Raw genomic sequence first — 22,812 nt, forward strand, 5'->3', positions numbered from 1 at the left:
CGAATGGACAGCCAGGGTGCAGGCGGCAAGCCGCCGGTCAAGACGCAAGAGGATCTGCGCGCGCATTTCGGGCAGCTCAGCCCGCTCGCCGAGAAGAAGGTTCTCAGCCATCTCGACAGGTTCTGTCGCGACTTCATCGCGCTTTCCCCGTTCCTCGTCCTTGCCACCAGCGACGGCAACGGTCATGCCGATGCAAGCCCGCGCGGCGACGCGCCGGGCTTCGTCGCCGTGCTCGACGACAAGACGCTGTTGATCCCGGACCGGCGCGGCAACAACCGCGTCGACACCTTCGGCAATATCATCGCTTCCCCCGGCATCGGCCTGATCTTCCTGGTGCCGGGGATCAACGAGACCCTGCGCGTCAATGGCCGCGCCGAGATTTCGCAAGATGCCGAGCTGTTGACGCCGCTCGCGGTGCAGAACGTGGTCCCAATCATCGGGCTGAAGATCCATGTCGAGGAGACCTATTTTCATTGTGGCAAGGCGCTGATGCGCTCGAAGCTCTGGAATCCGGCTGCTCAGGTCGAGCGCAACAGTTTCCCGACGCTCGGCCGGATCATCGCCGAGCAGACTGTCGCCATCGCGGTCGAAGAGGCCGAGAAGACGATGGAAGAAGGATACCGTACGAGGCTCTACTGAGAATGACCAATCTGATCTAGCGGTCCGCCCTGCAGAAAGTTTCGACGATACGCTACATGCTCGCAGCCTGGCGCCCGTGAAATGTCTGCGAGGTTGGTAGCGAGCGGCAGCACTGAGCGCACAGACGCGACGAATCCGAACGGAAGCGGCATCGTCACGCTGCGAGGAAGAACCCGATGGCCGATGCCACGCTGTTGCCGCCGGCGCGCATGCCCGGAATGGCAACGAGCACTGCGCCGACGAGCAGAATGAGAACTGCAATGAGTTGCCGCTGGGACGGCACGCGCCGTGCGACAAGCAATCCTAGCAGAATGGTGAAGATCGGCAGCGAGCCGTTGGCGAACGCTCCCCCGTATGCCGCCGACGCCCCCTTCAACCCAAAGTACATCAGAATGCTCTATAGCGCGCCGGGACCACAAATTGACATCGACAGGATTGCGTGCAGCGGCAGGTGGCGCGGCCACCAGGCCTTGGCGAACGGAAGAACCAGGGCGCCGGTGACCAGGAACCGAAGTGCGGTCAAATCGAAGGGTGTCAGGCCGGATTGCATGCCGGCCCTCGAGAAGACCAGAAAGCCGGACCAGATGCAGAACACGCCAGCTGCGCTCAGGAGTCCGAAAATCCGCTCGTTCGATTTGGCTACAGGTGTCAAGTCCGTGTCCGATTGCTTGGTATATCTTAGCGCACTTTAAAACACCTGCGAGTTTCAAGATGCTCTCCGCAACATGGCCCTCCAAGGTGCCGCCATGGTGAGCGATCCTTGGGAGTTTTTCTAGCCGAGAGTTCCGCAAGCCGCTGTAATCGGATCTCTGGGTGCAGCCACGCTGTGCGATGACGGAATCAACGCCAGGAACACTTCCGGCGGCGCTCCGTTAGCGCAGCAAACGCCGGGAGTTGTCCATGACCAATTATCCAAAGCCGCCTTATCCTGCGCAGCAGCAGCCGATGCCGGGCTCGACGCGGGCCATGCAGCCGCGCCCGGATCATGGCGAGGAGAGTTACAAGGGCTCCGGCCGTCTTGCCGGAAAGAAGGCCATCATCACGGGCGGCGACAGCGGCATCGGCCGCGCGGTGGCGATCGCCTATGCGCGTGAAGGCGCGGATATCGTCATCTCCTATTTGAACGAGGACGAGGATGCGGCCGAGGTCAAGGCGCTGGTCGAGCGGGAGGGACGCAAGGCCGTCCTGATCCCGGGCGATATCAGCAATCCCGAACATTGCAGCGCCATCGTGCGTCGCACCGTCGAGGAGCTCGGCGGCATCGACATCCTCGTCAACAACGCTGCCCATCAGGCGACGTTCAAGGACATCGCGGATATCAGCGACGACGAATGGCGGCGGACATTCGAGATCAACATCCACGCCATGTTCTATCTGGCCAAAGCCGCCGTCCCCCACATGCGGCCGGGCTCCGCGATCATCAACACGGCCTCGGTGAACTCCGACATGCCGAATCCGAGCCTGCTGGCCTACGCCACGACCAAGGGTGCGATCCAGAATTTCACTGGCGGGCTTGCGCAGATGCTGGCCGAGAAGGGCATTCGGGTCAATGCGGTGGCCCCGGGGCCGATCTGGACGCCGCTGATTCCCTCGACCATGTCGGAGGAAAGGGTCAAGAACTTCGGCAAGCAGGTGCCGATGCAGCGCGCCGGCCAGCCGGCCGAGCTCGCGACGGCCTATGTCATGCTGGCCGATCCGCTTTCGAGCTACACGTCGGGGGCGACGTTGCCCGTCACCGGCGGCAAGCCGTTCATCTGATCCAGGCGAGCACCGTGGCGGCACCGCACTACCGGCGCCGCCACTCTCAATCAGTCGCTTTCAATCACGCAGCGCTGGACGCCTTGGCGTTGACGCCTTTGCGCAGGGCCACGGTGTTCAGCTTCGTGTTGGCGGCCTTCTCTTCGTTCAGATTGGTGGTGAGGAAGCGCACGATGTCGTCGTGGCCAAGCTCTTCCGCCCAGGCGATCAGCGTGCCGTACCGGCACATTTCATAATGCTCCACCGCCTGTGCGTTGGCGACGATCGCGGCGTCCAGCACGGCCTTGTCCTCGATCTCGCCGGCGGTCTCGTCGGCTTCCTTGATCAGGCCGTCGATGGCCGGGCAATGCGTGCCGCTCGGCTCCTTGCCGAGCTTGGCGAAGACCTTGTCGAGGCGCTCGACCTGCTTGTTGGTCTCTTCCAGATGCGCCTTCAGCCCAGCGACGAGATCCCTGTTGGTGGCCTTGTCGATCATTTTCGGCAGCGCCTTCAGGATCTGCTGTTCCGCGTAATAGATGTCCTGGAGCCCGTGCAGCAGCAGGTCTTCCATCGACTGGATGTCCTTGGTGAAGAATCCCATAAAAGACGTCTCCTTTTCACAATGATGGCAGTGGAACGCGGAGCGGCCGCCGCTGTTCCATTCCCGTGTGCAGATCGGGAGAGCCGAATGAGCGATGGAGTGGATCATTTTGTGGGCCTGCTCGGACGTGCGGCGATGGACGTATGGGGCGACATGCCTCGCGACATCCAGGAGGCACTGTTCGAGACCGCGATGAAGGGCCGCGACACCGAGCGTGAGGAGCTGGCGCGATTGCTGCACGAGCGGCATCCGCGCACGCTGCATCCGGCCCGGCCGGGCTGACGCCGGCGGGCTGGGAACGAACATGCGATCTCCTGATTGGTGAATCGGGTGGCGCCACACGGGCTCCAACGAGGACCGCGCGGGGCGCATCGCCCGAGCCTGTCAACCTGTGAGTCGACCGACGTGACTGAGAATATCGGCAAATGGTACGACCCGATTTCGGAGCGGTGGATCGTGCCTCGCCAACCCCACACCATCGCCGCGTTCGATCGGTCGAGCGCGGAGAACGTGCCGGAGGCGAATAAGAGAGAAGAGACGCAGCGGATCTGGAATCTGCTGGTCGATTGCTGCGCACGTGGATGATGCAGCGTCGGCGCCAAAACGAGCGACATGACGCGCTCGACGACGCTCGGGAGTGTCAACGGCCTTGAGGCTGGCTTTGCGCGGGGCAGGTCAGCGTTCCCGTCAACCCTGATCTCGACGACGTCCGGAGCGGATCGGTATATTACCACCCCTGCCGACGCCGCCGGAACAAGGATCAGAGATGGACGATACGATTGGCTTCCCCGACCCCGGTCTTGACCTGTCGGACGGCTTCAAGCCGCACACCTCCCATTGGGGCGTGTTCTCCGCGCGTCAGGGCGCGGCCGGGCTGGAGGTCAGGGCCTATGCGGGCGATCCCGATCCGAACGGCATCATCGACAATTTTCCCGGCGCGCTCCGCCACCAGGCGCGCATCGCCCAGCCGGCAATCCGCCGCGGCTGGCTCGAGCGCGGGCCGGGCCCGGACGATCGCCGCGGCCGTGACGAGTTCGTCTCCGTCAGCTGGGAGAAGGCACTGGATCTCCTCGGCGACGAGCTTGGCCGCATTCGCGACAACCGCGGACCCGGCGCCGTGTTCGGCGGCTCCTATGGCTGGTCGAGTGCCGGGCGCTTCCATCACGCCCAGAGCCAGGTGCATCGCTTCCTCAATATCGCGTTGGGCGGCTATGTGCGCTCGGTCAACACCTATTCGTCCGGTGCGTCCTCGATGCTGCTGCCGCAGATCCTGGCCGGCTACGAGGACATCACCAAGCGCAACGTCACCTGGGAGCAGATCGCGGCCGAGACCGACATCGTGCTGGCGTTCGGCGGCATGGCGCTGAAGAACTCCATGGTGGCCGGCGGCTCGATCAGCAAGCATGTCGAGCGCGGCGCCATGGCGGCGGCGCGGGCGCGCGGCTGCGAGTTCATCCTGGTCAGCCCGCTGCGCGACGATCTGCCGGTCGAGGCCGGCGCCGAATGGATGAGTTGCGTGCCCGGCACCGACACCGCGCTGATGCTCGGCATCGTCCATACGCTGGTCAGTGAGAAGCTGCACGACCAGGCCTTCCTCGATCGCTACACCGAGGGCTGGGCAATCTTCCTGCGATATCTCAACGGTGAGAGCGACGGGCAAGCCAAGCACGCCGAATGGGCCGCCGCGATCTCAGGCGTCAGTGCGGATGCGATCCGCAAGCTGGCGCGGCGTCTCGCCGGAAAGCGCGCGCTCGTCACCGTCTCCCATTCGCTGCAGCGCGCCGAGCATGGCGAGCAGCCGGTGTGGATGGGCATGGTGCTGGCGGCGGCCCTCGGCCAGATCGGCCTTCCCGGCGGCGGCTATGCCTATTCGCTGGGTGCGATCGGCTATTACGGCCGCCGCGTCAACGACGTGCCGGGACCGACGCTGGGGCAGGGCCGCAACGGCGTTGCCGATTTCATTCCGGTGGCGCGCATCGCCGACATGCTGCTCAATCCCGGCACCACATATCGCTATAACGGCGAGACGCGCACCTATCCGGATATTCGTCTGGTCTACTGGGCGGGCGGCAATCCGTTCCATCACCATCAGGACATCAACCGCCTGCGCAAGGCCTTCGCGAAGGTGGACACGCTGGTCGTGCACGAGCTCGCCTGGACCGCCACCGCCCGCCACGCCGATATCGTGCTGCCCGCGACGATGACGCTGGAGCGCGAGGACATCGGCTATTCCATCAACGATCCCCTGATGGTCGCGATGCACCGGATCGCCGAGCCGTTTGGGCTCGCGCGTGACGATTACGATATCTTCGCCGATCTCGCCGAGCGTCTTGGGGCGCGCGAGCCGTTCACCGAAGGGCGCACGTCGCGGCAATGGCTGGAGCATCTCTACGAGCCGACCCGCGCATCGCTTGCCAAGCGCGGCCTCGAAGCGCCGAGCTTCGAAGAATTCTGGGCGCGCGGCAGCCTGGTCGTGCCGCAGCAGCCCGATGACGGCGGCCGGCTACGCCGCTTTCGCGAGGATCCCATCAATCACGCTTTGCCGACGCCGAGCGGACGCATCGAGATCTACTCGGCCAAGATCGCAGGGCACGGTGATGCGGATTGTCCCGGACATCCGGTCTGGCTCGACAAGAGCGATGTTCCCAAGCCGGGGGCACCGTGCTTCCTCGTCGCCAACCAGCCCGTGACGCGCCTGCACAGCCAGCTCGATTTCGGCGGACATTCGCTGGGCTCGAAGCATCGCGGCCGCGAGGTCGCGCGCATGAACCCGGTCGATGCACAGGCGCGCGGCATCAAGGACGGCGACATCATCCGCCTGTTCAACGAGCGCGGTGCCTGCCTCGCCGCGGTCCGCGTTACCGACGGCATCGTATCAGGCGTGGTTCAGCTGCCGACCGGCGCGTGGTACGATCCGATGGATCCGGAAGACGAGGCGCCGCTCTGCGTTCACGGCAATCCGAACGTGCTGACCCGCGACGTCGGCACCTCGTCCCTGGCGCAGGGCTGCACCGGCCAGTTGACGACCGTCGAGGTGGAGAAGTTCACCGGCAATCTACCGCCGATCCGCGCGTTCGATCCGGTTTAGGCAAACAAGGAGACCTTTAGATGATCCGCAAGGCAACAGCAGTCTGGAAGGGCACTGGTCGCGATGGCACGGGCCATCTGTCGAGCGAATCCGGCGTGCTTGCCGGGACGCCCTATTCGTTCAAGACCCGCTTCGAGAACGAGAAGGGCACCAATCCCGAAGAGTTGATCGCCGCGGCCCATGCCGGCTGTTTCACCATGGCACTCGCCTTCGGCCTGCAGATGGCGGGTTTCACGCCCGACGAGCTCTCGACCGAAGCCGCCGTCACGCTCGAGCCCGAAGGCAAGGGCTTCAAGATCAGCAAATCCGCGCTAACCCTGCGGGCGAAGGTGCCTAATCTCGACGAGGCCGGCTTCGCCCGGCTCGCCGGCGAGGCCGAGAAGAACTGCCCGGTGTCCAAGGTGCTCAACGCCGCCATCACGCTCGACGCCAAGCTGGTCTAGGGCGATGGACTGAGGCTAATCGCTGCAAAGGCGGAGGTGCGCTCCCTCTCCCGCTTGCGGGAGAGGGTTGGGGAGATGGTGTTTCCGCAATGGGATAGTCTCCTGGAGGAGAAAGCCCTCACCCCGCCTACGGCGCGACCTCTCCCGTAAGCGGGAGAGGCTGCACCGAGCCCTAGCGACCGGGTGGGCGTCAACGCGCGGCTTTCGGCCGGGCGGCCGAAAGCCTATATGATGGACAAGCTTTTGAGCGATCATTGGGAGCACATCACATGACGACGGAACGCGCAGTTTTGGCCGGCGGCTGCTTCTGGGGCATGCAGGATCTGATCCGCAAGCAGCCGGGCGTGATCTCCACCCGCGTCGGTTACACCGGTGGGCACGTCAAGAACGCCACCTACCGCAATCACGAAGGCCATGCCGAAGCGATCGAGATCGTGTTCGATCCGGCCAGGACCAGCTTCCGGACCATGCTGGAGTTCTTCTTCCAGATCCATGATCCGACCACGCTCAACCGTCAGGGCAACGATATCGGCACGAGCTACCGGTCGGCGATCTTCTACACCAGCGAGGAGCAGAAGCGGATTGCCGAAGACACCATCGCCGACGTCGAGGCGTCCGGCCTGTGGCCCGGCAAGGTGGTGACCGAGGTCGCGCCCGCGCGCGAGTTCTGGGAGGCCGAGCCCGAGCATCAGGATTATCTCGAACGTTATCCTGACGGCTACACCTGCCACTTCATCCGGCCGGGCTGGAAGCTGCCGCGACGCGCTGCGGCAGTCGGAGGCTAGAGCCTGAAGAAGGTGGCTCGCCGGCTGTGGCGGTCCACCTCCTCATCGGTCAAAGCCGACGCGAGTCCGCTCACGCATCGACATGCAAGGTCCGGCGCTGCTCCGCGGTGACGATCCCCGCCGTCAACGTGACGAGACCCATCAAGGCGGCGAGCAGCCAGAATGCCAGCGGCAGTCCGCCGAGCTGTGCGACGAAGCCGACGCCGGCAGGGCCCAGCAGGACGCCTGCATAGCCGGCCGTCGTGATCGCCGCGACCGCAAGTCCCGTGGGCATCACCTTTTGTTGCGCCGCCCGGCGGAATAGCACGGGCACGAGGTTCGAGGCGCCGAGCCCGATCAGCAGGAATCCGGCGATGGCGACCGCCGCCACGGGCGCGGTGAGCAGCACCACGAAGCCGGCGATCGCGATGAGGCTGCCCCACAGCAATGTCGTGCGGTCTCCGATGCGCGCAACGATGGCGTCGCCGCTAAGCCGGCCGATCGTCATCGCGATCGAGAACACGATGTAGCCGATGCCGCCTTGGGCCTCGCTGACGAGCCCGGCGCCGATCACGAGCAGCGCGCCCCAATCGAGCATCGCGCCTTCGACCAGGAAGGTGATGGCGCCGAGCAGCGCCAGCAGCAGCACCGATCCATGCGGCAGCACGAACAATGGGCCTTCCTGCACCTGCACCGATCGAAGCAGGCGCGGCCAGGTCACGAGCATCGCGATCAGCATCAGCACGGAGCAGATCAACGTCGAGGCGAGCGCGCCGAGCTGCAGAGAGAGCAGCGCCGTCATCAGCGCGGAACCGGCGAAGCCGCCGATGCTGAACAGGGCGTGGAAGCCGGACATCAGCGGGCGTCGCGCGGCGCGCTCCACTTCCACGGCGTGGATATTCATGGCGACGTCGATCGAGCCTAGCGCGGCGCCGAACGCAAGCAGCGCCAGCGCCAGCGACAGCGGCGAGCTTGCGACCGCCAGCAGCGGCAGCACCAGCGTCAGACCGATCCCGCCCGCGACGATGATCGGCCGGCTGCCATAGCGCGCGCTGAGCACGCCGGTCAGCAGCATCGCCACGACCGAGCCGATGCCGAGGCTGAGCAGGAGCAGGCCGAGAACTCCGTCGTCGACGGCGAGCCGCGCCTTCGCGAACGGCACCAGGGGTGCCCAGCACGCGATGCCGAAGCCCGCAACGAGGAAGGCAAGCCGGGTGGCAAGGCGGGTTGCCGGCCGGTCGGCAGAAGACATGGGAACTCCGGGAAGCAGGGGAGGAGACGGTCGACAGGCCCGAGGATTGCCGCGGCTTTATGGCAGAGCCCTGCTCGAATGGTCGTGGCAGGCGCTCAACGGCTGCATGCCTCGACCTAGCCCCCGAGGATCCGCCGGCACGCCTCGACGAACACCTCTGCGCCCGTCACGATATCGGCATCCGCCGTGTTCTCGGTCCAGTGATGGCTGATGCCGCCGATCGACGGCACGAACAGCATGCCGGCGGGCATGACGGTCGCCAGCATCTGCGCATCGTGGCCGGCCCCGCTCGGCATGCGGATGGAACGGCCGCCGGCGACGGCCTTGCTCGCGGCCTCGATCGCGTCCTGAAAGCCCGCGTTCATCATCGCGGGTGCGCCGGTGCGCAGCTTCGTCACGCTGACGGTGCAGGGGCCGTTGGCACTGGCCTCGTCCGCCATGGTCCGCAGCAATTGCTCCAGCCGCGCGATGACAAACGGGTCGTCGTCGCGGATCTGGAACAACATCTCCGCGCCACCGGGAATGATGCTCGGTGCGCCCGGATCGAGCGTGATGCGGCCGGTGGTCCAGACCGTGCGCGGGCCGCAGGCGGCGGGGAAACGTTCGTCGATCGCCACGCAGAACTTGGCCAGCGCCAGGCCCGCATCCTTGCGCACCGCCATGCGCGTGGTGCCGGCATGGTTCTGCTCGCCGACAAAGTTGATCTGGTACTGCCAGATGCCGACGATGGAGGTCACGACGCCGATCGCCAGGCGCCCGCCTTCGAGCGTGTCGCCCTGCTCGATATGCGCCTCGAGATAACCGACGTGCCGTCCCGGCTCGGCGGTGATGCGCGGACGCCCCGCCAGCCCCATGTCGGCAAGGGCATCGCGCATGGTGCGGCCGCTGGTGCGGTCGCGCGCGGCATCGATGTCGGCCTCCGTCACCTGTCCGACATAGGAGCGCGAGCCGAGGAAATGACCAAAATGTCCCTCCTCGTCGCACCAGGCGGCAACTTCCACCGCGCCGTTCACCGAAGCGTCGGCATTGAGCACGCGCGCCGCCTCGAGCGCATAGACGACGCCGAGCGGGCCGTCGAGCCAGCCGGCATAGTTCTGGCTTTCCAGGTGCGAGCCCGCCAGCAGTTTCGGTCCGGACTTCGAGCTCGTCCCGAACACATTGCCGATGCCGTCAATCGTCGCGGAGAGCTCGGCCTCGGGCAGCTTCTGGACGAGCCACTCCAGTGACAGCTTGTGCGGCTCGGAGAAGGTCGGCTTGTGCACGCCGGTCTTGTAGGCGCCAAAGGCGCGCAGTGCGTGGAGGTCGGCAAGAACGCGATGGCCGTCGGCGCGGGGCTGGGTGTCAGGCATGTTCGGCAACCTTGAGCGCCTCGGTCCGGATCTCCTCGACCAGCCGTTCCTTCAACTGGACGAATTCCGGCGTGGTCTTGATCTTGTAGGAGCGCGGATGCGGCAGGTCCACATTGATTTCGGCCTTGATGCGGCCGGGGCGCGCGCTCATGACGATGACGCGGCTGCCGAGGAAGATGGCTTCCTCGATATCGTGGGTCACGAACAGCACGGTCTTCTGGTCGCGTTCCCAGATCCCGAGCAGCATCTCCTGCATCAAGGCGCGGGTCTGGTTGTCGAGCGCGCCGAACGGTTCGTCGAGCAGCAGGATCTTCGGATCGTTGGCGAGCGCGCGTGCGATCGCGGTGCGCTGCTGCATGCCGCCGGAGAGCTGCTTGGGCCAATGGTTTTCGAAGCCGGACAGCCCGACCTGGCGGATGAAGGCATCGGCGATCTTGTGTCGCTCCGCCTCGGACACGCCGCGCTCGCGCAGGCCGAAGGCGATGTTCTCGCGCACCGTCAGCCAGGGAAACAGCGTGTAGGACTGGAACACCATGCCGCGATCGGCGCCCGGGCCGGTCACTTCGCGTCCGTCGAGCGTGACGCGGCCGCCGGTCGGACGGTCGAGGCCGGCGACGATGCGCAGCAGCGTGGACTTGCCGCAGCCGGAGGGACCGAGGATGGTGACGAAGTCGTTGTTGCCGATCGTGAGATCGGTCGGCTCCAGCGCCCTGGTCGGCGCGTTGCCGTGGCGCGCGGGGAAGGTGCGCGAGACCTGTTCAACCTTAAGAATGGTCATGCCAGCTTCCAGGGAAACAGCCAGGCGTTGAACGCCTTGAACAGGAAGTCCGAGATCAGGCCGATCAAGCCGATCACGATGATGCCGAAGATGATCTGGCCGGTGTTGAGCAGCGCCTGGCTGTCGGTGATCATATGACCGATGCCCGAGGACGAGCCGATCAGCTCGGCGACGATGACGTAGGTCCAGGCCCAGCCCAGCACCAGCCGCAGGATCTCTGCGATCTCCGGCGCGGAGGAAGGCAGCAGCACGCGGCGGATGATGCCGCGGTCGCTGGCGCCAAGCGTATAGGCGGCCTCGACCAGATCGCGCCGCGTCGCGCCGACCGTCACCGCGACCATCAGGATGACCTGGAACACCGAGCCGATGAAGATGACGAGCAGCTTTTGCAATTCGCCAATGCCGGCCCACAGGATCAGCAGCGGAATGAAGGCCGAGGCGGGCAAATAGCGTGCAAATGAGACGAAGGGTTCGAGGAAGGCTTCGACCGGCTTGTAGGCGCCCATCAGCACGCCGAGCGGCACCGCAATGACCGCCGCGAGCGCAAAGCCGCCAACGACGCGCCAGATTGTCATGCCGATGTCGAACAGGAAACCGTGCTTGGTGAGCAGCTCGAGGCCTTCCTGCACCATGGTGAGCGGATTGGCGAGGAAAGTCTTCGACACATGCCCGCCAAACGTCGCCCATGACCAGAGGGCGACGAACAGCACGAAGAACGCCAGGCCATATGCCGCACGTTGCTTCGATGTCACGGGATCCAGAGGACGCATCAAACTGTATCCGAATGGTGCGCCGGCTCCGCCTGAGGCGGAACCGGCAGCTTGGAGAACGTTACTTGATGAAGCTCGCGTCGTAGAGGTCCTCGACCTTCGGCACGGCCTTGATGATGCCGATCTCGAGCAGGAGCTCGGCGGCCTCCTTGTTGAAGGTCAGGAACTCGCCCGCGAAGAACTTCTGGTTCGCGGCCTTGTCCTGCCAGCGCAGATATTTCGCCGAGTTGCCGAACTGCTCGGCGGTCTGCTTCACGTCGGCGCCCATGATCTCGTAGGACTTGGCCTGGTCCTTGGCGATCATCTCGATCGCCTCGAAATAGCTGTCAGCGAGAGCCTTGGCGGCCTTCGGATTGTCGGTGAGGAACTTCGGCGTGCAGCCGAACGTGTCCATGACCATCGGATAGTCCAGCGTGGTGGCGATGATCTTGCCCTTGTCCGGCGCGGCACGCACCGTCGACAAGTATGGCTCATAGGTCATCGCCGCATCGTTCTGGCCGGAGACAAAGGCCTGCGCCGCAGCCGCCGGCTCGAGGTTCACCACCGTCACGTCCTTCGTGGTGAGGCCGTTCTTCTTCAGCATCCAGGCCAGCGCGAAGTAGGGCGAGGTGCCCGGCGCGGAGGCGGCGACGGTCTTGCCCTTCAGGTCCTTGATCGCGGCGATGTCGTTGCGCACGGCCATGCCGTCGGCGCCGTAGCTCTTGTCGAGCTGGAAGATCTGCTTGGTGGCGACGCCGTTGGCGTTCCAGGAGATCCAGGTCTCAACGGTGGTCGCCGCACACTGGATGTCGCCGGAGGCGATGGCGAGATGGCGGTCCTTCTGCGGGATCTTCTTGATGGTGACGTCGAGGCCGTTCTTCTTGAAGATGCCGGCCTCCTTCGCCAGCGTCAGCGGCGCGAAGCCGGTCCACCCGGAAATGCCGATGCCGACCTTGACGTCCTGGGCGAGCGCCGGAGTGGAGGCCGCGAGAGCAATGATTGTCGCAAATACTGTCGAACTACGCATGATTATCGTCCTCTTGCCGATCGATGGTTTGACGTCCTGTTGATCTCTGCCGGCCCATATGGGCGGTTCCGCGAAGCGTTGCACGATTTGTGCCGACATATCCTCTCAGCCTCCCTTGAATCGCGCGACAAGGCGGTGAGAGTCACCGGGATAGAGCAGGCGCACGGCGGTGATCGTGCGTGCGCTGCGCCAGGTATAGCGGTCGATCACGAGACAGGGGGCGCCGACGGCGATCGCGAGCGCTTCCGCCGCACGTTCGTCCGCAACGATGGCGCTGATCGTGTGCTCGGCCTCGGTCCATGGGACATGGTGAAGCAGCCAGGAGCCGGGCGGCTCGCGCGAGAAATCCGCGGTCGCGGCGTCAGGAACGGACGAGAGATCGATCAGCCTGTCCTCGACCGCGAACGGGACCTTGTCGGCGCTGTGCCGGCAGGTGATCGCGACCACCTTGTTGGCCTTCTTCACGCCGAGCCGGTCGCGGTCGGCGGCCGTCGCCGCGCGCAGCTTGCGGCCGATCAGCTCGTAGCCGTAAGAGCGCCCGAGCGCCGTGATCTCGGCGCGGATGTCAGCGATCTTGAGCACCGCCGACTGGTGCTGCGGCCGTCGCACGAACGAGCCGGCGCGCCGGCGCCGCTCGATCAGATCGGCCTGCGCCAGCTCAGACAGCGCCTTGTTCACGGTCATGCGCGAGCAGCCGTAGCGCGCGACCAGCTCGTGCTCGAAGGGAATGCGATGGCCGGGCGGCCATTCGCCGGTCAGGATGCGCTGCTCGATGTCGGCGCGGATGCGCTTGTAGAGCGTCGGCCTGTCGGCATCGGTGACGAGGCTCATGCCACGAGCCTCCGGATCGATGCGTTGAAGCGTTCGCGTGCGGCTTGGCGCAATCCATGCTGACCGCGCTCGACCACCTTGTTGCCCCCGGCCCAGACGCAATCGATGGCGGCGCCGCCGGCAGAAAAAATCCAGCCGTCGATGGCCGCATCCTGCGCGCGTCCCGCCAGCGATGGATACGCCGTGTCGAGCGTGACGATATCGGCGCGCGCGCCGGGTGTGAGGCCGACCGTCGGCTGCGCCAGCGCCCGCGCGCCGCCGGCGAGCGCCCCGTCGAACAGCGAGCGTCCCGTAGATCGACCTGCGCCGCCGGAGAGGACGTTGCGCTGGCGGTGCTTGAGCCGCTGGCCGTATTCGAGCTGGCGCAACTCGTCTGCGGCGCCGATCAACACGTTGGAATCGGTACCGACGCCGAAAAGGCCACCGGCGTCGACAAACTCCCGCGCCGAGAAAGTGCCGTCGCCGAGGCTCGCCTCCGTGATCGGGCAAAGGCCGGCGACCGCGCCCGTCTTGGCGAAAGCCGTCACTTCCTCACTCGTCATGTGGGTCGCGTGAATGAGGCACCAGCGCCGATCGACAGGCGCGTGCTCCAGCAGCCATTGCACCGGACGCCGGCCCGACCAGGCGAGGCAATCCTCGACCTCCTTCACCTGCTCGGCGGCATGGATGTGCACCGGCCCGCCCTCGGCGAGCGGAAGGATCGCGGCGAGCTCGTCCGGCGTGACCGCGCGCAAACTGTGCGGAGCGATGCCGATATTGGCGCCGGGCAAGGCGCTGATCGCCTGGCGCGAGGCCGTCATCAATGCGGCGAACTGATCGACCGAGCAGATGAAGCGGCGCTGCCCGGCATGCGGCGCTGCGCCTCCAAACGAGCCATGCGCATAGAAAGTCGGCAACAACGTCAGCGCAATGCCCGAGGCTTCGGCCGCCTGTGCAATCCGCGTGGCCATCTCGGCGGGGTCAGCGTAGGGCGAGCCGTCGCGGTCGTGGTGCAGATAGTGGAATTCGCCGACGCGGGTAAAACCCTGCTCGAGCATCTCGACATAGAGCAGCGTCGCCACAGCCGCGACGTCGTCGGGCGTCATCGCCAGCGCAAAGCGATACATCGTCTCGCGCCAGGTCCAGAACGTGTCGGTGGAATCGCCGCGCAATTCGGCAAGGCCTGCCATGCCGCGCTGGAAGGCGTGGCTGTGCAGGCTCGCAAGTCCGGGAAGCGCGATAGCATGGCGCTCGTCGCCGGCGGACGGCGCCACGCCCGGCGTCACCGCGGCGATCGCGCCGGCGGCGATCACCACCTGCACGTCATTGGCCCAGCCGGAAGGCAGGAGCGCGGAAGCGAAATGCAGTCGGGTCATGATCTACACGCCGGCTGGACAGAACCGTCTTACGATTATATGTCTAGACATATAAGTCAAGCATCCCCAGGGCGAAGGGATACCCGCATGGCAGAGCGCTTCGACCGGATCTGGCACAATGCCCGCCTCGCGACGATGCGGGTCGATCGTGCCGATCTTGGCCAGATCGAGCATGGTGTCATCGCCGCACGCGGCGGTCGCATCGCCTATGCCGGCGCGAAAGCGGATTTTCCCGCCGATGCAGACGCGATCGAGCGGATCGATTGCGAGGGGCGCTGGATTACGCCCGGTCTCGTCGACTGCCATACTCATCTTGTCTATGGCGGCAATCGTGCGCACGAATTCGAGCTGCGCCTGAAGGGGGCAAGCTATGAGGAGATCGCGCGCGCCGGCGGTGGCATCGTCTCGACTGTGGCGGCAACGCGCCAGGCGAGCGAAGCCGAGCTCGTCGCAGGCGCGCTGCCGCGGCTCGACGCGCTGACGGCTGAGGGCGCCACCACGATCGAGATCAAGTCCGGCTACGGCCTCGACACAGAAACCGAGATGCGCCAGCTCGCGGCTGCGCGCAGCCTCGGCCGTGAGCGGCCGGTTACGATCCGCACGTCGTTCTTGGGCGCGCATGCGCTGCCGGTCGAGGCGGGGGGCGACAAGGATGGTTACATCGATCTCGTCTGCAAGGAGATGCTGCCGGCGATCGCAAACGCGGGCCTCGCCGATGCCGTCGATGCCTTCATGGAGGGCATCGCATTCTCCGCCGAACAGACTGCGCGGGTGTTCGAAGCGGCGAGGGGACTTGGACTGCCGATCAAGCTCCATGCCGACCAGCTCTCGAATCTCGGCGGCGCTGCGCTTGCCGCGAAATTCTCGGCACTCTCGGCCGATCATCTCGAGCACACCGACGAAGCCGGTGCCGCCGCCATGGCGAGGGCCGGCACTGTCGCCGTGCTGCTGCCCGGCGCGTTCTACTTCATTCGCGAGACGCAGAAGCCGCCGGTCGAGACGTTCCGCAAGCACAACGTTCCCATGGCGCTGGCGACCGACTGCAATCCCGGCAGCTCGCCACTGACCTCGCTGCTGCTCGCGATGAACATGGGCGCGACATTGTTCCGGATGAATGTGGCCGAGTGCCTCGCCGGCGTTACCCGTGAAGGCGCGCGGGCGCTCGGCCTGCTGAACGAGACCGGCACACTGGAAACCGGCAAATGGTGCGACCTCGCGATCTGGGAGATCGAGCGGCCGGCCGAGCTGGTCTACCGCATCGGCTTCAATCCGCTGCACCAGCGGGTATGGAGGGGGCAGTGACGGAGCAGGAGACAGCGATCGTCGTCAAGCCGGGAACAGTGAGCCTCGACGATCTCTCACGCGTGCTCGAAGGCGCCCCCGTCGTGCTCGATCCTTCGTTCTGGCCACGTGTCGATGCGGCTGCGCTGATCGTTGCGCAGGCCGCGCAGGCCGACGTCCCCGTCTACGGCATCAACACCGGCTTCGGGAAGCTCGCGTCGAAGCGCATTCCGCCGGACCAGACCGCGCTGCTTCAGCGCAACCTGATCGTCTCGCATTGCTGCGGCGTCGGCCAGCCGACGCCGGAGCTCATCGTCCGCCTGATGATGGCGCTGAAGATCGTCTCGCTCGGCCGCGGCGCTTCCGGCGTGCGCCGCGCGGTGATCGAGCAGTTGCAGGACATGCTGGCCCGTGGCGTCTATCCGCTGGTGCCGCAGCAAGGCTCGGTCGGCGCCTCCGGCGATCTGGCACCGCTCGCGCATATGACGGCCGTGATGATTGGCGAAGGGCAGGCGATTGTCGATGGCAAGATCGTGTCCGGCAGCGAGGCACTCGCCGCCGCCGGCCTCAAGCCGCTGACCCTTGGGCCCAAGGAAGGCCTCGCGCTGATCAACGGCACGCAATTCTCGACCGCCTACGCCCTCTCGGGCGTGTTGCGCGCATTTCGCCTCGCCCGCGCCGCGCTCGTGACCGGTGCGCTGTCGGTGGACGCGGCGATGGCGTCGACGGCACCGTTCCGGCCCGAAATCCAGGCGCTGCGTGGCCATGCCGGCCAGATCGCGGCGGCTGCGACGCTGAATGCGTTGCTCGACGGCAGCGACATCCGTATGTCGCATCTCGAGGGTGATGAGCGCGTGCAGGATCCCTATTGCCTGCGCTGCCAGCCACAGGTTGCCGGTGCCGCGCTCGATCTGATCACGCAGGCCGCGCGCACGCTGATCGTGGAGGCCAATGCCGTCACCGATAACCCGCTGGTGCTGGTCGAGACCGGGGAGATCGTCTCCGGCGGCAATTTCCACGCCGAGCCGGTGGCGTTTGCCGCAGATGCCATCGCGCTGGCGCTGTCGGAAATCGGCGCGATCAGCGAGCGGCGCATCGCGACGCTGGTCGACCCCGCGCTCAATTTCGGGCTGCCGCCGTTCCTCACCCCCGATCCCGGCATCAATTCCGGCTTCATGATCGCCGAGGTGACGGCGGCCGCGCTCTATGCCGAGAACAAGCAGCGTGCGCTCGCCTGCTCGATCGATTCGACGCCGACCAGCGCTAATCAGGAAGACCATGTCTCGATGGCCGCGCATGCTGCGCGGCGCCTGTCCGACATGGCCGACAATCTCGCCGCCATCCTCGGCATCGAGCTTCTGGTCGCTGCCCAAGGCATCACGCTGCGCGCGCCGCATGCAACCAGTGCGCCGCTGGTCGCCGTCATTGCCGCATTGCGCGAGCAGGTGCCCGCACTGGGCGCCGATCGCTACATGGCCGGCGATCTGGCCAAGGCCGCTGCATTGATCGAGGCCGATGCGCTTCCAGCTGCTGCGCTCGCCCAGCTTCCCACCGATCCGTTTCCGAGACTCGTCTGAAGAGGCCCGCATGAACCGCCGTCTGGACAATGACCGTACCATCCGCGCTCCCCGCGGCAGCGACATCAGCGCCAAGAGCTGGCTCACGGAAGCGCCGCTGCGCATGCTGATGAACAATCTCGACCCTGACGTCGCGGAACGCCCGAGCGAGCTCGTCGTCTATGGCGGCATCGGCCGCGCCGCGCGCGACTGGGAGAGTTTTGACCGGATCGTTGCGGCCTTGCGCAAGCTCGAAGCCGACCAGACGCTGCTGGTGCAGTCCGGCAAGCCGGTCGGCGTGTTCCGGACCCATGCCGATGCACCACGCGTGCTGATCGCGAATTCCAACATCGTGCCGCATTGGGCGACGCTCGATCATTTCAACGAGCTCGATCGCCAGGGCCTGATGATGTACGGCCAGATGACGGCGGGCTCCTGGATCTATATCGGCAGCCAGGGCATCGTGCAGGGCACCTATGAAACGTTCGTCGAGGTCGGTCGGCGTCATTACGGCGGCAGCCTCGCCGGTAAATGGATTCTCACGGCCGGCTTGGGAGGAATGGGCGGCGCGCAGCCGCTGGCGGCGACCATGGCCGGCGCTTCGATGCTTGCGGTCGAATGCCAGCCGAGCCGCATCGAGATGCGCCTGCGGACCGGCTATCTCGACCGGCAAGCCGCAACGCTTGATGAAGCGCTCGCGATCATGGCGGACGCCGCGAAGACGAACAAGGCGGTCTCGGTCGGCCTGCTCGGCAACGCCGCGGAGATCTTCCCTGAGCTGGTGCGCCGCGGCGTCAAGCCCGACATCGTCACCGACCAGACCAGCGCGCACGATCCCATCAACGGCTACTTGCCGAAGGGCTGGACGCTTGCCGAATGGGAAGCCAAGCGCGCGTCCGATCCGAAGGCAGTGGAGCGCGCCTCGAAGACGTCGATGGTCGAGCATGTCCAGGCCATGCTGGATTTCCATGCCCAGGGCATTCCGACGCTCGACTACGGCAACAACATCCGCCAGATGGCACAGGACATGGGCCTGAAGAACGCCTTCGATTTCCCCGGCTTCGTGCCCGCCTATATCCGCCCCCTGTTCTGTCGCGGCGTCGGGCCATTCCGCTGGGCCGCGCTGTCGGGCGATCCCGAGGACATCTTCAAGACCGATGTCAAGGTCAAGGAGCTGATGCCTGACGACAAGCATCTGCACAATTGGCTCGACATGGCAAAGGCGCGCATCAAATTCCAGGGCCTGCCGGCACGCATCTGCTGGGTCGGCCTCGGCGATCGCCATCGCCTCGGTCTTGCCTTCAACGAGATGGTGGCGCGTGGCGAATTGAAAGCGCCGATCGTGATCGGCCGCGATCATCTCGACAGCGGCTCGGTGGCGAGCCCCAACCGCGAGACCGAGGCGATGAAGGACGGATCGGATGCGGTGTCCGATTGGCCGCTGCTCAATGCGCTGCTCAATTGCGCCAGCGGAGCGACCTGGGTGTCGCTGCATCATGGCGGCGGCGTCGGCATCGGCTATTCGCAGCACGCGGGCATGGTGATCGTCGCCGACGGCACGCCCGAGGCTGCGAAGCGGATCGAGCGCGTGCTGTGGAACGATCCCGCCACCGGCGTCATGCGCCACGCCGATGCAGGCTACGACATCGCGATCGAGTGCGCGCGCGACAAGGGGCTCGATCTGCCGAGCTTGGCGGAGTAGACGAGGCTCAGGCCACGACCTTGGTCCCGGTGCCGTCGAGGCGCCGGCTCTCCTTCGCAAGATGGTCGCCAATCGCATCGGCCGGCATGGGCTTGGCGAAATAGTAACCCTGGATGAAGTCGCATCCCAGGCGGCGCAGGGTGTCGAGCTGAGCACGCGTCTCGACGCCCTCGACGACGCAGGCGATCTCCATGTCGTCGCAGAGACCGGTGAGCGATTTGATGATCTTGTGGCTGACGGGATTCTCGTTGATGTCGGAAACGAAGCTGCGGTCGACCTTGATCTTGTCGAGCGGCAACCGGTGCACGTGGCTCAACGACGAATAGCCGGTGCCGAAATCGTCCAGCGAAATGCCGCAGCCCATTGCCTTCAGCGTTGCGATCGATTGCTGTGCGCGGACGAAATCGAAGGTGACGGCGGTCTCGGTGATCTCGAAATCGATCCGGCGCGGCGGCAGCCCGCTCTTCTCGATGATCGAGATCAGCGGCAGGATGCCCTCCGCCGCACAGACATCGTGGGCTGAGAGATTGAACGACAGGCGGATGTGATCGGGCCATGTCCTGGCGATGGCGAGCGCGCGCACCAGCAGCGCTTGCGTCAGCGGCCGGATCAGTCCGATGCGCTCGGCGGCCGGAATGAAATCGGCCGGGGAGACCAGGCCGAGGCGGGCGCTGCGCCAGCGCGCCAGAACCTCGAAGCCGGCGGTGTGCTCGCTCATGGCATCGACGATCGGCTGGAACACCAGGTCCATCTCGGTGCCGAAATCGGCGGTGCGCAGCAGATTCTCGATGACTCCGCGACTGCGGATCTCGGCCTCGAGCTCGCTCGAGAAGATCACGGTGCGGCCGCGCAGATGGCGCTTGGCATGATAGAGGGAATAGTCGGCACATTCATAGAGTGCTTCCGCGGTCGTTGCCGATTGGGGAAACGAGGCAAAGCCGATCGAGCAGGACAGCCCGGTATGGGCAGTGTCGAGCTGATAGGGAAGCCTGACCTGGTCACCGATGCGCTGGCCCAGCCGCAGCAGGTCCGCATCGTCGGGGTCGCCGCAAACGACCAGGCCGAACTCGTCGCCGCCTAATCGGGCGAATTCGACCAAAACCCTCGCAGACCTCGCGGATGCGCCGGCCGGCCTCGATCAGGACGCGGTCTCCCACCGAATGGCCGTAATTGTCGTTGATCGGCTTGAAACCGTCGAGATCGATGATGCCGACCGCGATCCGAACTTTCCTGCGTTCGGCATCGGTGAAGGCGCTCGACAGCTCGGCGAAGAAGCGGCGGCGGTTCGGCAGCTCGGTGAGTGAATCGAGATTGGCAAGGCGGAAGTTCTCGTCAGAGAGCGCCTGCGTCGCCGCCTGTTGCGCGAGCAGCGACTTGCGGCTGGCGACGAGATCGGCGAAGTCGCGGTAGTAGATGAACAGCACCGTCACCATCGCGGCGGAAACCAGGAGGTTGTTGACCGCGATCGCCTTCAGCGTCGGCTCGCCCGTGGCAAAGAAGAACAGCACATAGGGCACGTCGACGATCAGCGTCACGATCAGCGCCGCCGAGCGCAGATGCATCAGCGAGAAGATGCAGCCGATCACGGTGACCGCCATGTAGAACGCGACCTGGCTCTTGGCGAAGGGATCGCCGTAGGGGTAGAGCGCGAAGGACCAGGCGGTGAAGCCGGCACCGATCGGCAGGGTCAGCCAGTTGGTGGCGCGCAGATTGCGCAGGATGTCGGCATCGCTGCGCACCAGCCGGCGCTGGCGTAGCCACCAGAAAGTCCGTAAGGCCGCGAGCACCGTCAACACGGCCGGCACGATCATCGTCAGCCAGTCCGGCGCCACGTTCACATAGGTGTAGGCGACCGCAATCGTGTTGCTGATGAGGATGAAGTAGAGCAGCGGGATCTGCTTGGAGAAGGCGTCGAACTGCGCCCGCGTCAGGTCCGGATTGTCGGCGGGAACGCGAAACAATCGCATCGCGGCGGCAAGATGAGATTTCAAATCGGCAATAGGCATTGCAATACGAGCCCCAGATCCCCTGAAAAACGTGGGCAATCTTGCACGGCAGGGGTAAAGGGCCCGTTAGATCAATTCTGGCCCGGGCAGGCCAGCACTGGTTGCGCGCTGCCTTACGATTTTCCGATCGCGTGCATTGGTGAGGTCCCGTTAAGGATGTCCGGCCGCAGCGTGCGCACGTCTCAGGCACAGATCGCCCGAAATCGCTGCAGCTACCGCCTGCTATCGCCCATGCGCGACATCAGCCTAGCACATGGCCACGGTCGGATCAGGCGAGGACGGCCTGGCGCTCGCGCGCCGGTTCGCGGACGCGCTCGCTGGTCCGCGGCTCGGCAAGCTGCGTGAAGCTCCGATGGCTCGCCTGAACCGGTGCCTCGACGATCACGCCCTCACAGACGATCTGTCCGCCGAGCATCCTGAATTCCAGCTTGTCGTAGCGCGGCATTGTCTCGCCGGGTGCCGGGGGCAGCAGCCCGATGCTTCCCTGGATGTTCAGCGCGGCTTCGCCGTTGCCGTGCAGCCGCGGATTCCACATCCTGATTCCGCTCTCCGCCCAGCGCTGCCGGATCAGCGCGGCGCGGTCGGCGGGCTCTGCGGCTCTCGCGCGAACTTTCGGTACGCGGCGGAGCTCGGAAGGGGGAGACGCGAGAGGCTGAACCGGCTCGATGGCGGTGACGCCGCTCAATGAGTCGTTAGTCGCCGCAGCGAGCGGAACATCGTTTGTAGGGACTTGCGGGCTTTCGACAACGAGCGCCGGTTCGCTGTCGGCGCTGGCTTCAGAGGCATCAGTCGTGACGCTATCGGCCTCGGCGCGGAGAAGCTCGACTTCTTCGACGGCGACCGGATCGACAGCGGCGGAAACGTCGGGCGAGGAGGCTGCCTCGATGATGACATCAGGGACATCAGTCAAGGCGGTCGCGACCTCCGCCGACGAAATCACAACCTCCTCTATGACGGCGGAGTCGATCTCTGCAGGAATCTCAGCAGGCGATGCATCGTCGTCAACGATGGCGAGATCAGAGGCTGCAACTGGCCCGCTCTCCGCACCGACCGATGCAGTCAGCACCTCCTCGGAGACTGGCGGCGTCGCGGGCGCCTCGATTTCCGTCACGGTCTCCGGAGAGGAGTCCCCGCTGATACGGATTTCGTCGGACGGATTCTCCGCGACGACAGACACAGCCGCATCGTTCTCCGCGACCAGGGCCTTGGTGGCGGGGGCAGCGTCGTCGCGCACCGGGGCGGTGCTGATCTCGGCGCTTGGAGCTTGAGCCGGGACCTCGACGTCTTCGATTATGGCGGGCGAAGCGTCCGTGGCGGTCGGCGCGACCTCAATGTTGCCGCTGTGCGGCACAGGCCGGAGTCGGGAAAACGCCCAATTCACCGCAGGGATGCGGCGCAGCAACGATATCAGTCTCGAAAGCACTGGGAGTTGTCCAAGAGGTGCTCGGCGTGAGGCAATCGCTGATTCGTCAGCAATATGAAAACCTGCCCCGGCCGTCACATCCGTGTCAATGTAGGGTGGACCAATTGCAGAACATCCGCGCATCCAGCGCGCATCCGCCCGAGTTACGCAACCCGCACAGCAGCCGATGATGCAATAATACCCCTGTTTTGCCCGACGCCGCAAGCGTGTCTTCGGCAACACCGAAATGCT

21 protein-coding genes and 1 pseudogene are annotated in these 22,812 nt (G+C 65.4%); 10 read left to right on the forward strand and 12 right to left on the reverse strand.

What is annotated here, in order from left to right; genetic code table 11:
* Positions 1–3 precede the first annotated feature (3 nt).
* The gene (locus XF30_RS12820) at positions 4–639 is read left to right on the forward strand and encodes a pyridoxamine 5'-phosphate oxidase family protein (RefSeq protein ID WP_109142917.1); all 636 of its coding nucleotides are present in this window, start codon (positions 4–6) and stop codon (positions 637–639) included.
* 154 nt (positions 640–793) lie between these two features.
* Here the strand turns inward: XF30_RS12820 and XF30_RS12825 are convergent, their stop codons facing one another.
* Together XF30_RS12825 and XF30_RS12830 are read right to left on the reverse strand one after the other, a co-directional pair.
* Positions 794–1,027 carry a hypothetical protein gene (locus XF30_RS12825; protein ID WP_036008072.1) on the reverse strand — a complete coding sequence of 78 codons (234 nt, stop codon included), beginning with the start codon at positions 1,025–1,027 and terminating at the stop codon, positions 794–796.
* A gap of 9 nt (positions 1,028–1,036) precedes the next feature.
* Positions 1,037–1,291, reverse strand: coding sequence for an EamA family transporter (locus XF30_RS12830; protein WP_146207698.1), 255 nt, complete (start codon positions 1,289–1,291; stop codon positions 1,037–1,039).
* Between the two features lie 248 nt (positions 1,292–1,539).
* On the opposite strand from XF30_RS12830, the gene XF30_RS12835 reads away from it, so the two are divergent.
* Positions 1,540–2,397, forward strand: a complete 858-nt coding sequence (locus XF30_RS12835; protein ID WP_036029308.1) for an SDR family oxidoreductase — start codon at positions 1,540–1,542, stop codon at positions 2,395–2,397.
* Positions 2,398–2,461: 64 nt separating this feature from the next.
* On the opposite strand, the gene XF30_RS12840 is transcribed toward XF30_RS12835, so the two are convergent.
* The gene (locus tag XF30_RS12840) at positions 2,462–2,977 is read right to left on the reverse strand and encodes a YciE/YciF ferroxidase family protein (protein WP_109142919.1); all 516 of its coding nucleotides are present in this window, start codon (positions 2,975–2,977) and stop codon (positions 2,462–2,464) included.
* 87 nt (positions 2,978–3,064) lie between these two features.
* Between XF30_RS12840 and XF30_RS12845 the strand changes: the two genes are divergently transcribed.
* The 5 genes from XF30_RS12845 to msrA all read left to right on the forward strand — a co-directional run bounded on the left by XF30_RS12845 (position 3,065) and on the right by msrA (position 7,293).
* Positions 3,065–3,259 carry a hypothetical protein gene (locus XF30_RS12845; protein WP_036029310.1) on the forward strand — a complete coding sequence of 65 codons (195 nt, stop codon included), beginning with the start codon at positions 3,065–3,067 and terminating at the stop codon, positions 3,257–3,259.
* A 123-nt stretch (positions 3,260–3,382) separates the two neighbouring features.
* Positions 3,383–3,562 carry a hypothetical protein gene (locus tag XF30_RS12850; protein ID WP_036008060.1) on the forward strand — a complete coding sequence of 60 codons (180 nt, stop codon included), beginning with the start codon at positions 3,383–3,385 and terminating at the stop codon, positions 3,560–3,562.
* A 181-nt stretch (positions 3,563–3,743) separates the two neighbouring features.
* Positions 3,744–6,065 carry a molybdopterin guanine dinucleotide-containing S/N-oxide reductase gene (locus tag XF30_RS12855; protein WP_109142920.1) on the forward strand — a complete coding sequence of 774 codons (2,322 nt, stop codon included), beginning with the start codon at positions 3,744–3,746 and terminating at the stop codon, positions 6,063–6,065.
* Positions 6,066–6,085: 20 nt separating this feature from the next.
* Positions 6,086–6,508 carry an OsmC family protein gene (locus tag XF30_RS12860; RefSeq protein ID WP_109142921.1) on the forward strand — a complete coding sequence of 141 codons (423 nt, stop codon included), beginning with the start codon at positions 6,086–6,088 and terminating at the stop codon, positions 6,506–6,508.
* Between the two features lie 269 nt (positions 6,509–6,777).
* Positions 6,778–7,293 carry a peptide-methionine (S)-S-oxide reductase MsrA gene (msrA, locus tag XF30_RS12870; protein WP_036008049.1) on the forward strand — a complete coding sequence of 172 codons (516 nt, stop codon included), beginning with the start codon at positions 6,778–6,780 and terminating at the stop codon, positions 7,291–7,293.
* Between the two features lie 70 nt (positions 7,294–7,363).
* Here msrA and XF30_RS12875 read toward each other — a convergent pair whose 3' ends face one another.
* The 7 genes from XF30_RS12875 to XF30_RS12905 all read right to left on the reverse strand — a co-directional run bounded on the left by XF30_RS12875 (position 7,364) and on the right by XF30_RS12905 (position 14,613).
* Entirely contained in the window at positions 7,364–8,524 is a 1,161-nt protein-coding gene (locus XF30_RS12875; RefSeq protein ID WP_109142922.1) for an MFS transporter, read from the reverse strand.
* A 116-nt stretch (positions 8,525–8,640) separates the two neighbouring features.
* Positions 8,641–9,873, reverse strand: coding sequence for a Zn-dependent hydrolase (locus XF30_RS12880; protein ID WP_109142923.1), 1,233 nt, complete (start codon positions 9,871–9,873; stop codon positions 8,641–8,643).
* Positions 9,866–10,651, reverse strand: a complete 786-nt coding sequence (locus XF30_RS12885; protein WP_192893118.1) for an ABC transporter ATP-binding protein — start codon at positions 10,649–10,651, stop codon at positions 9,866–9,868. The genes XF30_RS12880 and XF30_RS12885 overlap by 8 nt, the downstream gene beginning before the upstream one ends.
* Complete coding sequence (locus XF30_RS12890) at positions 10,648–11,421, reverse strand: ABC transporter permease (protein WP_036008029.1); 774 nt, start codon at positions 11,419–11,421, stop codon at positions 10,648–10,650. The genes XF30_RS12885 and XF30_RS12890 overlap by 4 nt, the downstream gene beginning before the upstream one ends.
* Positions 11,422–11,482: 61 nt before the next feature.
* Positions 11,483–12,427 carry an ABC transporter substrate-binding protein gene (locus XF30_RS12895; RefSeq protein WP_109142924.1) on the reverse strand — a complete coding sequence of 315 codons (945 nt, stop codon included), beginning with the start codon at positions 12,425–12,427 and terminating at the stop codon, positions 11,483–11,485.
* A gap of 105 nt (positions 12,428–12,532) precedes the next feature.
* Positions 12,533–13,258 (reverse strand): histidine utilization transcriptional repressor HutC, encoded by a 726-nt coding sequence (hutC, locus tag XF30_RS12900; protein ID WP_109142925.1) that lies wholly within the window; start codon positions 13,256–13,258, stop codon positions 12,533–12,535.
* Positions 13,255–14,613, reverse strand: coding sequence for a formimidoylglutamate deiminase (locus tag XF30_RS12905; protein WP_109142926.1), 1,359 nt, complete (start codon positions 14,611–14,613; stop codon positions 13,255–13,257). Before XF30_RS12905 ends, hutC begins: the two co-directional genes overlap by 4 nt.
* Positions 14,614–14,700: 87 nt before the next feature.
* On the opposite strand from XF30_RS12905, the gene hutI reads away from it, so the two are divergent.
* Genes hutI through hutU form a run of 3 tightly spaced genes read left to right on the forward strand, consistent with a single transcriptional unit; the run spans position 14,701 to position 19,152 of the window.
* Positions 14,701–15,915, forward strand: coding sequence for an imidazolonepropionase (hutI, locus tag XF30_RS12910; protein ID WP_109142927.1), 1,215 nt, complete (start codon positions 14,701–14,703; stop codon positions 15,913–15,915).
* Entirely contained in the window at positions 15,912–17,471 is a 1,560-nt protein-coding gene (hutH, locus tag XF30_RS12915; RefSeq protein ID WP_109145694.1) for a histidine ammonia-lyase, read from the forward strand. Before hutI ends, hutH begins: the two co-directional genes overlap by 4 nt.
* A gap of 10 nt (positions 17,472–17,481) precedes the next feature.
* Complete coding sequence (hutU, locus tag XF30_RS12920; protein ID WP_109142928.1) at positions 17,482–19,152, forward strand: urocanate hydratase; 1,671 nt, start codon at positions 17,482–17,484, stop codon at positions 19,150–19,152.
* A 7-nt stretch (positions 19,153–19,159) separates the two neighbouring features.
* On the opposite strand, the pseudogene XF30_RS12925 reads toward hutU, so the two are convergent.
* Positions 19,160–21,158 (reverse strand): annotated as a pseudogene (locus XF30_RS12925) (putative bifunctional diguanylate cyclase/phosphodiesterase).
* A 268-nt stretch (positions 21,159–21,426) separates the two neighbouring features.
* Positions 21,427–22,560, reverse strand: coding sequence for a hypothetical protein (locus XF30_RS12930; RefSeq protein WP_109142929.1), 1,134 nt, complete (start codon positions 22,558–22,560; stop codon positions 21,427–21,429).
* Between the last annotated feature and the right edge of the window lie 252 nt (positions 22,561–22,812).

Origin of the sequence: Bradyrhizobium sp. SUTN9-2 (genome assembly GCF_003122645.1) — a bacterium.
Lineage (GTDB): Bacteria > Pseudomonadota > Alphaproteobacteria > Rhizobiales > Xanthobacteraceae > Bradyrhizobium > Bradyrhizobium yuanmingense.

What these genes read in the sequence shown, in the direction of transcription:
- XF30_RS12845 (WP_036029310.1), top strand. Translation starts at nt 3,065, where the DNA reads ATGAGCGATGGAGTGGATCATTTTGTGGGCCTGCTCGGACGTGCGGCG.
- XF30_RS12840 (WP_109142919.1), bottom strand. Translation starts at nt 2,977, where the DNA reads ATGGGATTCTTCACCAAGGACATCCAGTCGATGGAAGACCTGCTGCTG.
- XF30_RS12880 (WP_109142923.1), bottom strand. Translation starts at nt 9,873, where the DNA reads ATGCCTGACACCCAGCCCCGCGCCGACGGCCATCGCGTTCTTGCCGAC.
- XF30_RS12905 (WP_109142926.1), bottom strand. Translation starts at nt 14,613, where the DNA reads ATGACCCGACTGCATTTCGCTTCCGCGCTCCTGCCTTCCGGCTGGGCC.
- XF30_RS12895 (WP_109142924.1), bottom strand. Translation starts at nt 12,427, where the DNA reads ATGCGTAGTTCGACAGTATTTGCGACAATCATTGCTCTCGCGGCCTCC.
- hutU (WP_109142928.1), top strand. Translation starts at nt 17,482, where the DNA reads ATGAACCGCCGTCTGGACAATGACCGTACCATCCGCGCTCCCCGCGGC.
- XF30_RS12835 (WP_036029308.1), top strand. Translation starts at nt 1,540, where the DNA reads ATGACCAATTATCCAAAGCCGCCTTATCCTGCGCAGCAGCAGCCGATG.
- msrA (WP_036008049.1), top strand. Translation starts at nt 6,778, where the DNA reads ATGACGACGGAACGCGCAGTTTTGGCCGGCGGCTGCTTCTGGGGCATG.
- XF30_RS12860 (WP_109142921.1), top strand. Translation starts at nt 6,086, where the DNA reads ATGATCCGCAAGGCAACAGCAGTCTGGAAGGGCACTGGTCGCGATGGC.
- XF30_RS12875 (WP_109142922.1), bottom strand. Translation starts at nt 8,524, where the DNA reads ATGTCTTCTGCCGACCGGCCGGCAACCCGCCTTGCCACCCGGCTTGCC.
- XF30_RS12820 (WP_109142917.1), top strand. Translation starts at nt 4, where the DNA reads ATGGACAGCCAGGGTGCAGGCGGCAAGCCGCCGGTCAAGACGCAAGAG.
- XF30_RS12855 (WP_109142920.1), top strand. Translation starts at nt 3,744, where the DNA reads ATGGACGATACGATTGGCTTCCCCGACCCCGGTCTTGACCTGTCGGAC.
- hutC (WP_109142925.1), bottom strand. Translation starts at nt 13,258, where the DNA reads ATGAGCCTCGTCACCGATGCCGACAGGCCGACGCTCTACAAGCGCATC.
- hutI (WP_109142927.1), top strand. Translation starts at nt 14,701, where the DNA reads ATGGCAGAGCGCTTCGACCGGATCTGGCACAATGCCCGCCTCGCGACG.
- XF30_RS12890 (WP_036008029.1), bottom strand. Translation starts at nt 11,421, where the DNA reads ATGCGTCCTCTGGATCCCGTGACATCGAAGCAACGTGCGGCATATGGC.
- XF30_RS12885 (WP_192893118.1), bottom strand. Translation starts at nt 10,651, where the DNA reads ATGACCATTCTTAAGGTTGAACAGGTCTCGCGCACCTTCCCCGCGCGC.
- XF30_RS12825 (WP_036008072.1), bottom strand. Translation starts at nt 1,027, where the DNA reads ATGTACTTTGGGTTGAAGGGGGCGTCGGCGGCATACGGGGGAGCGTTC.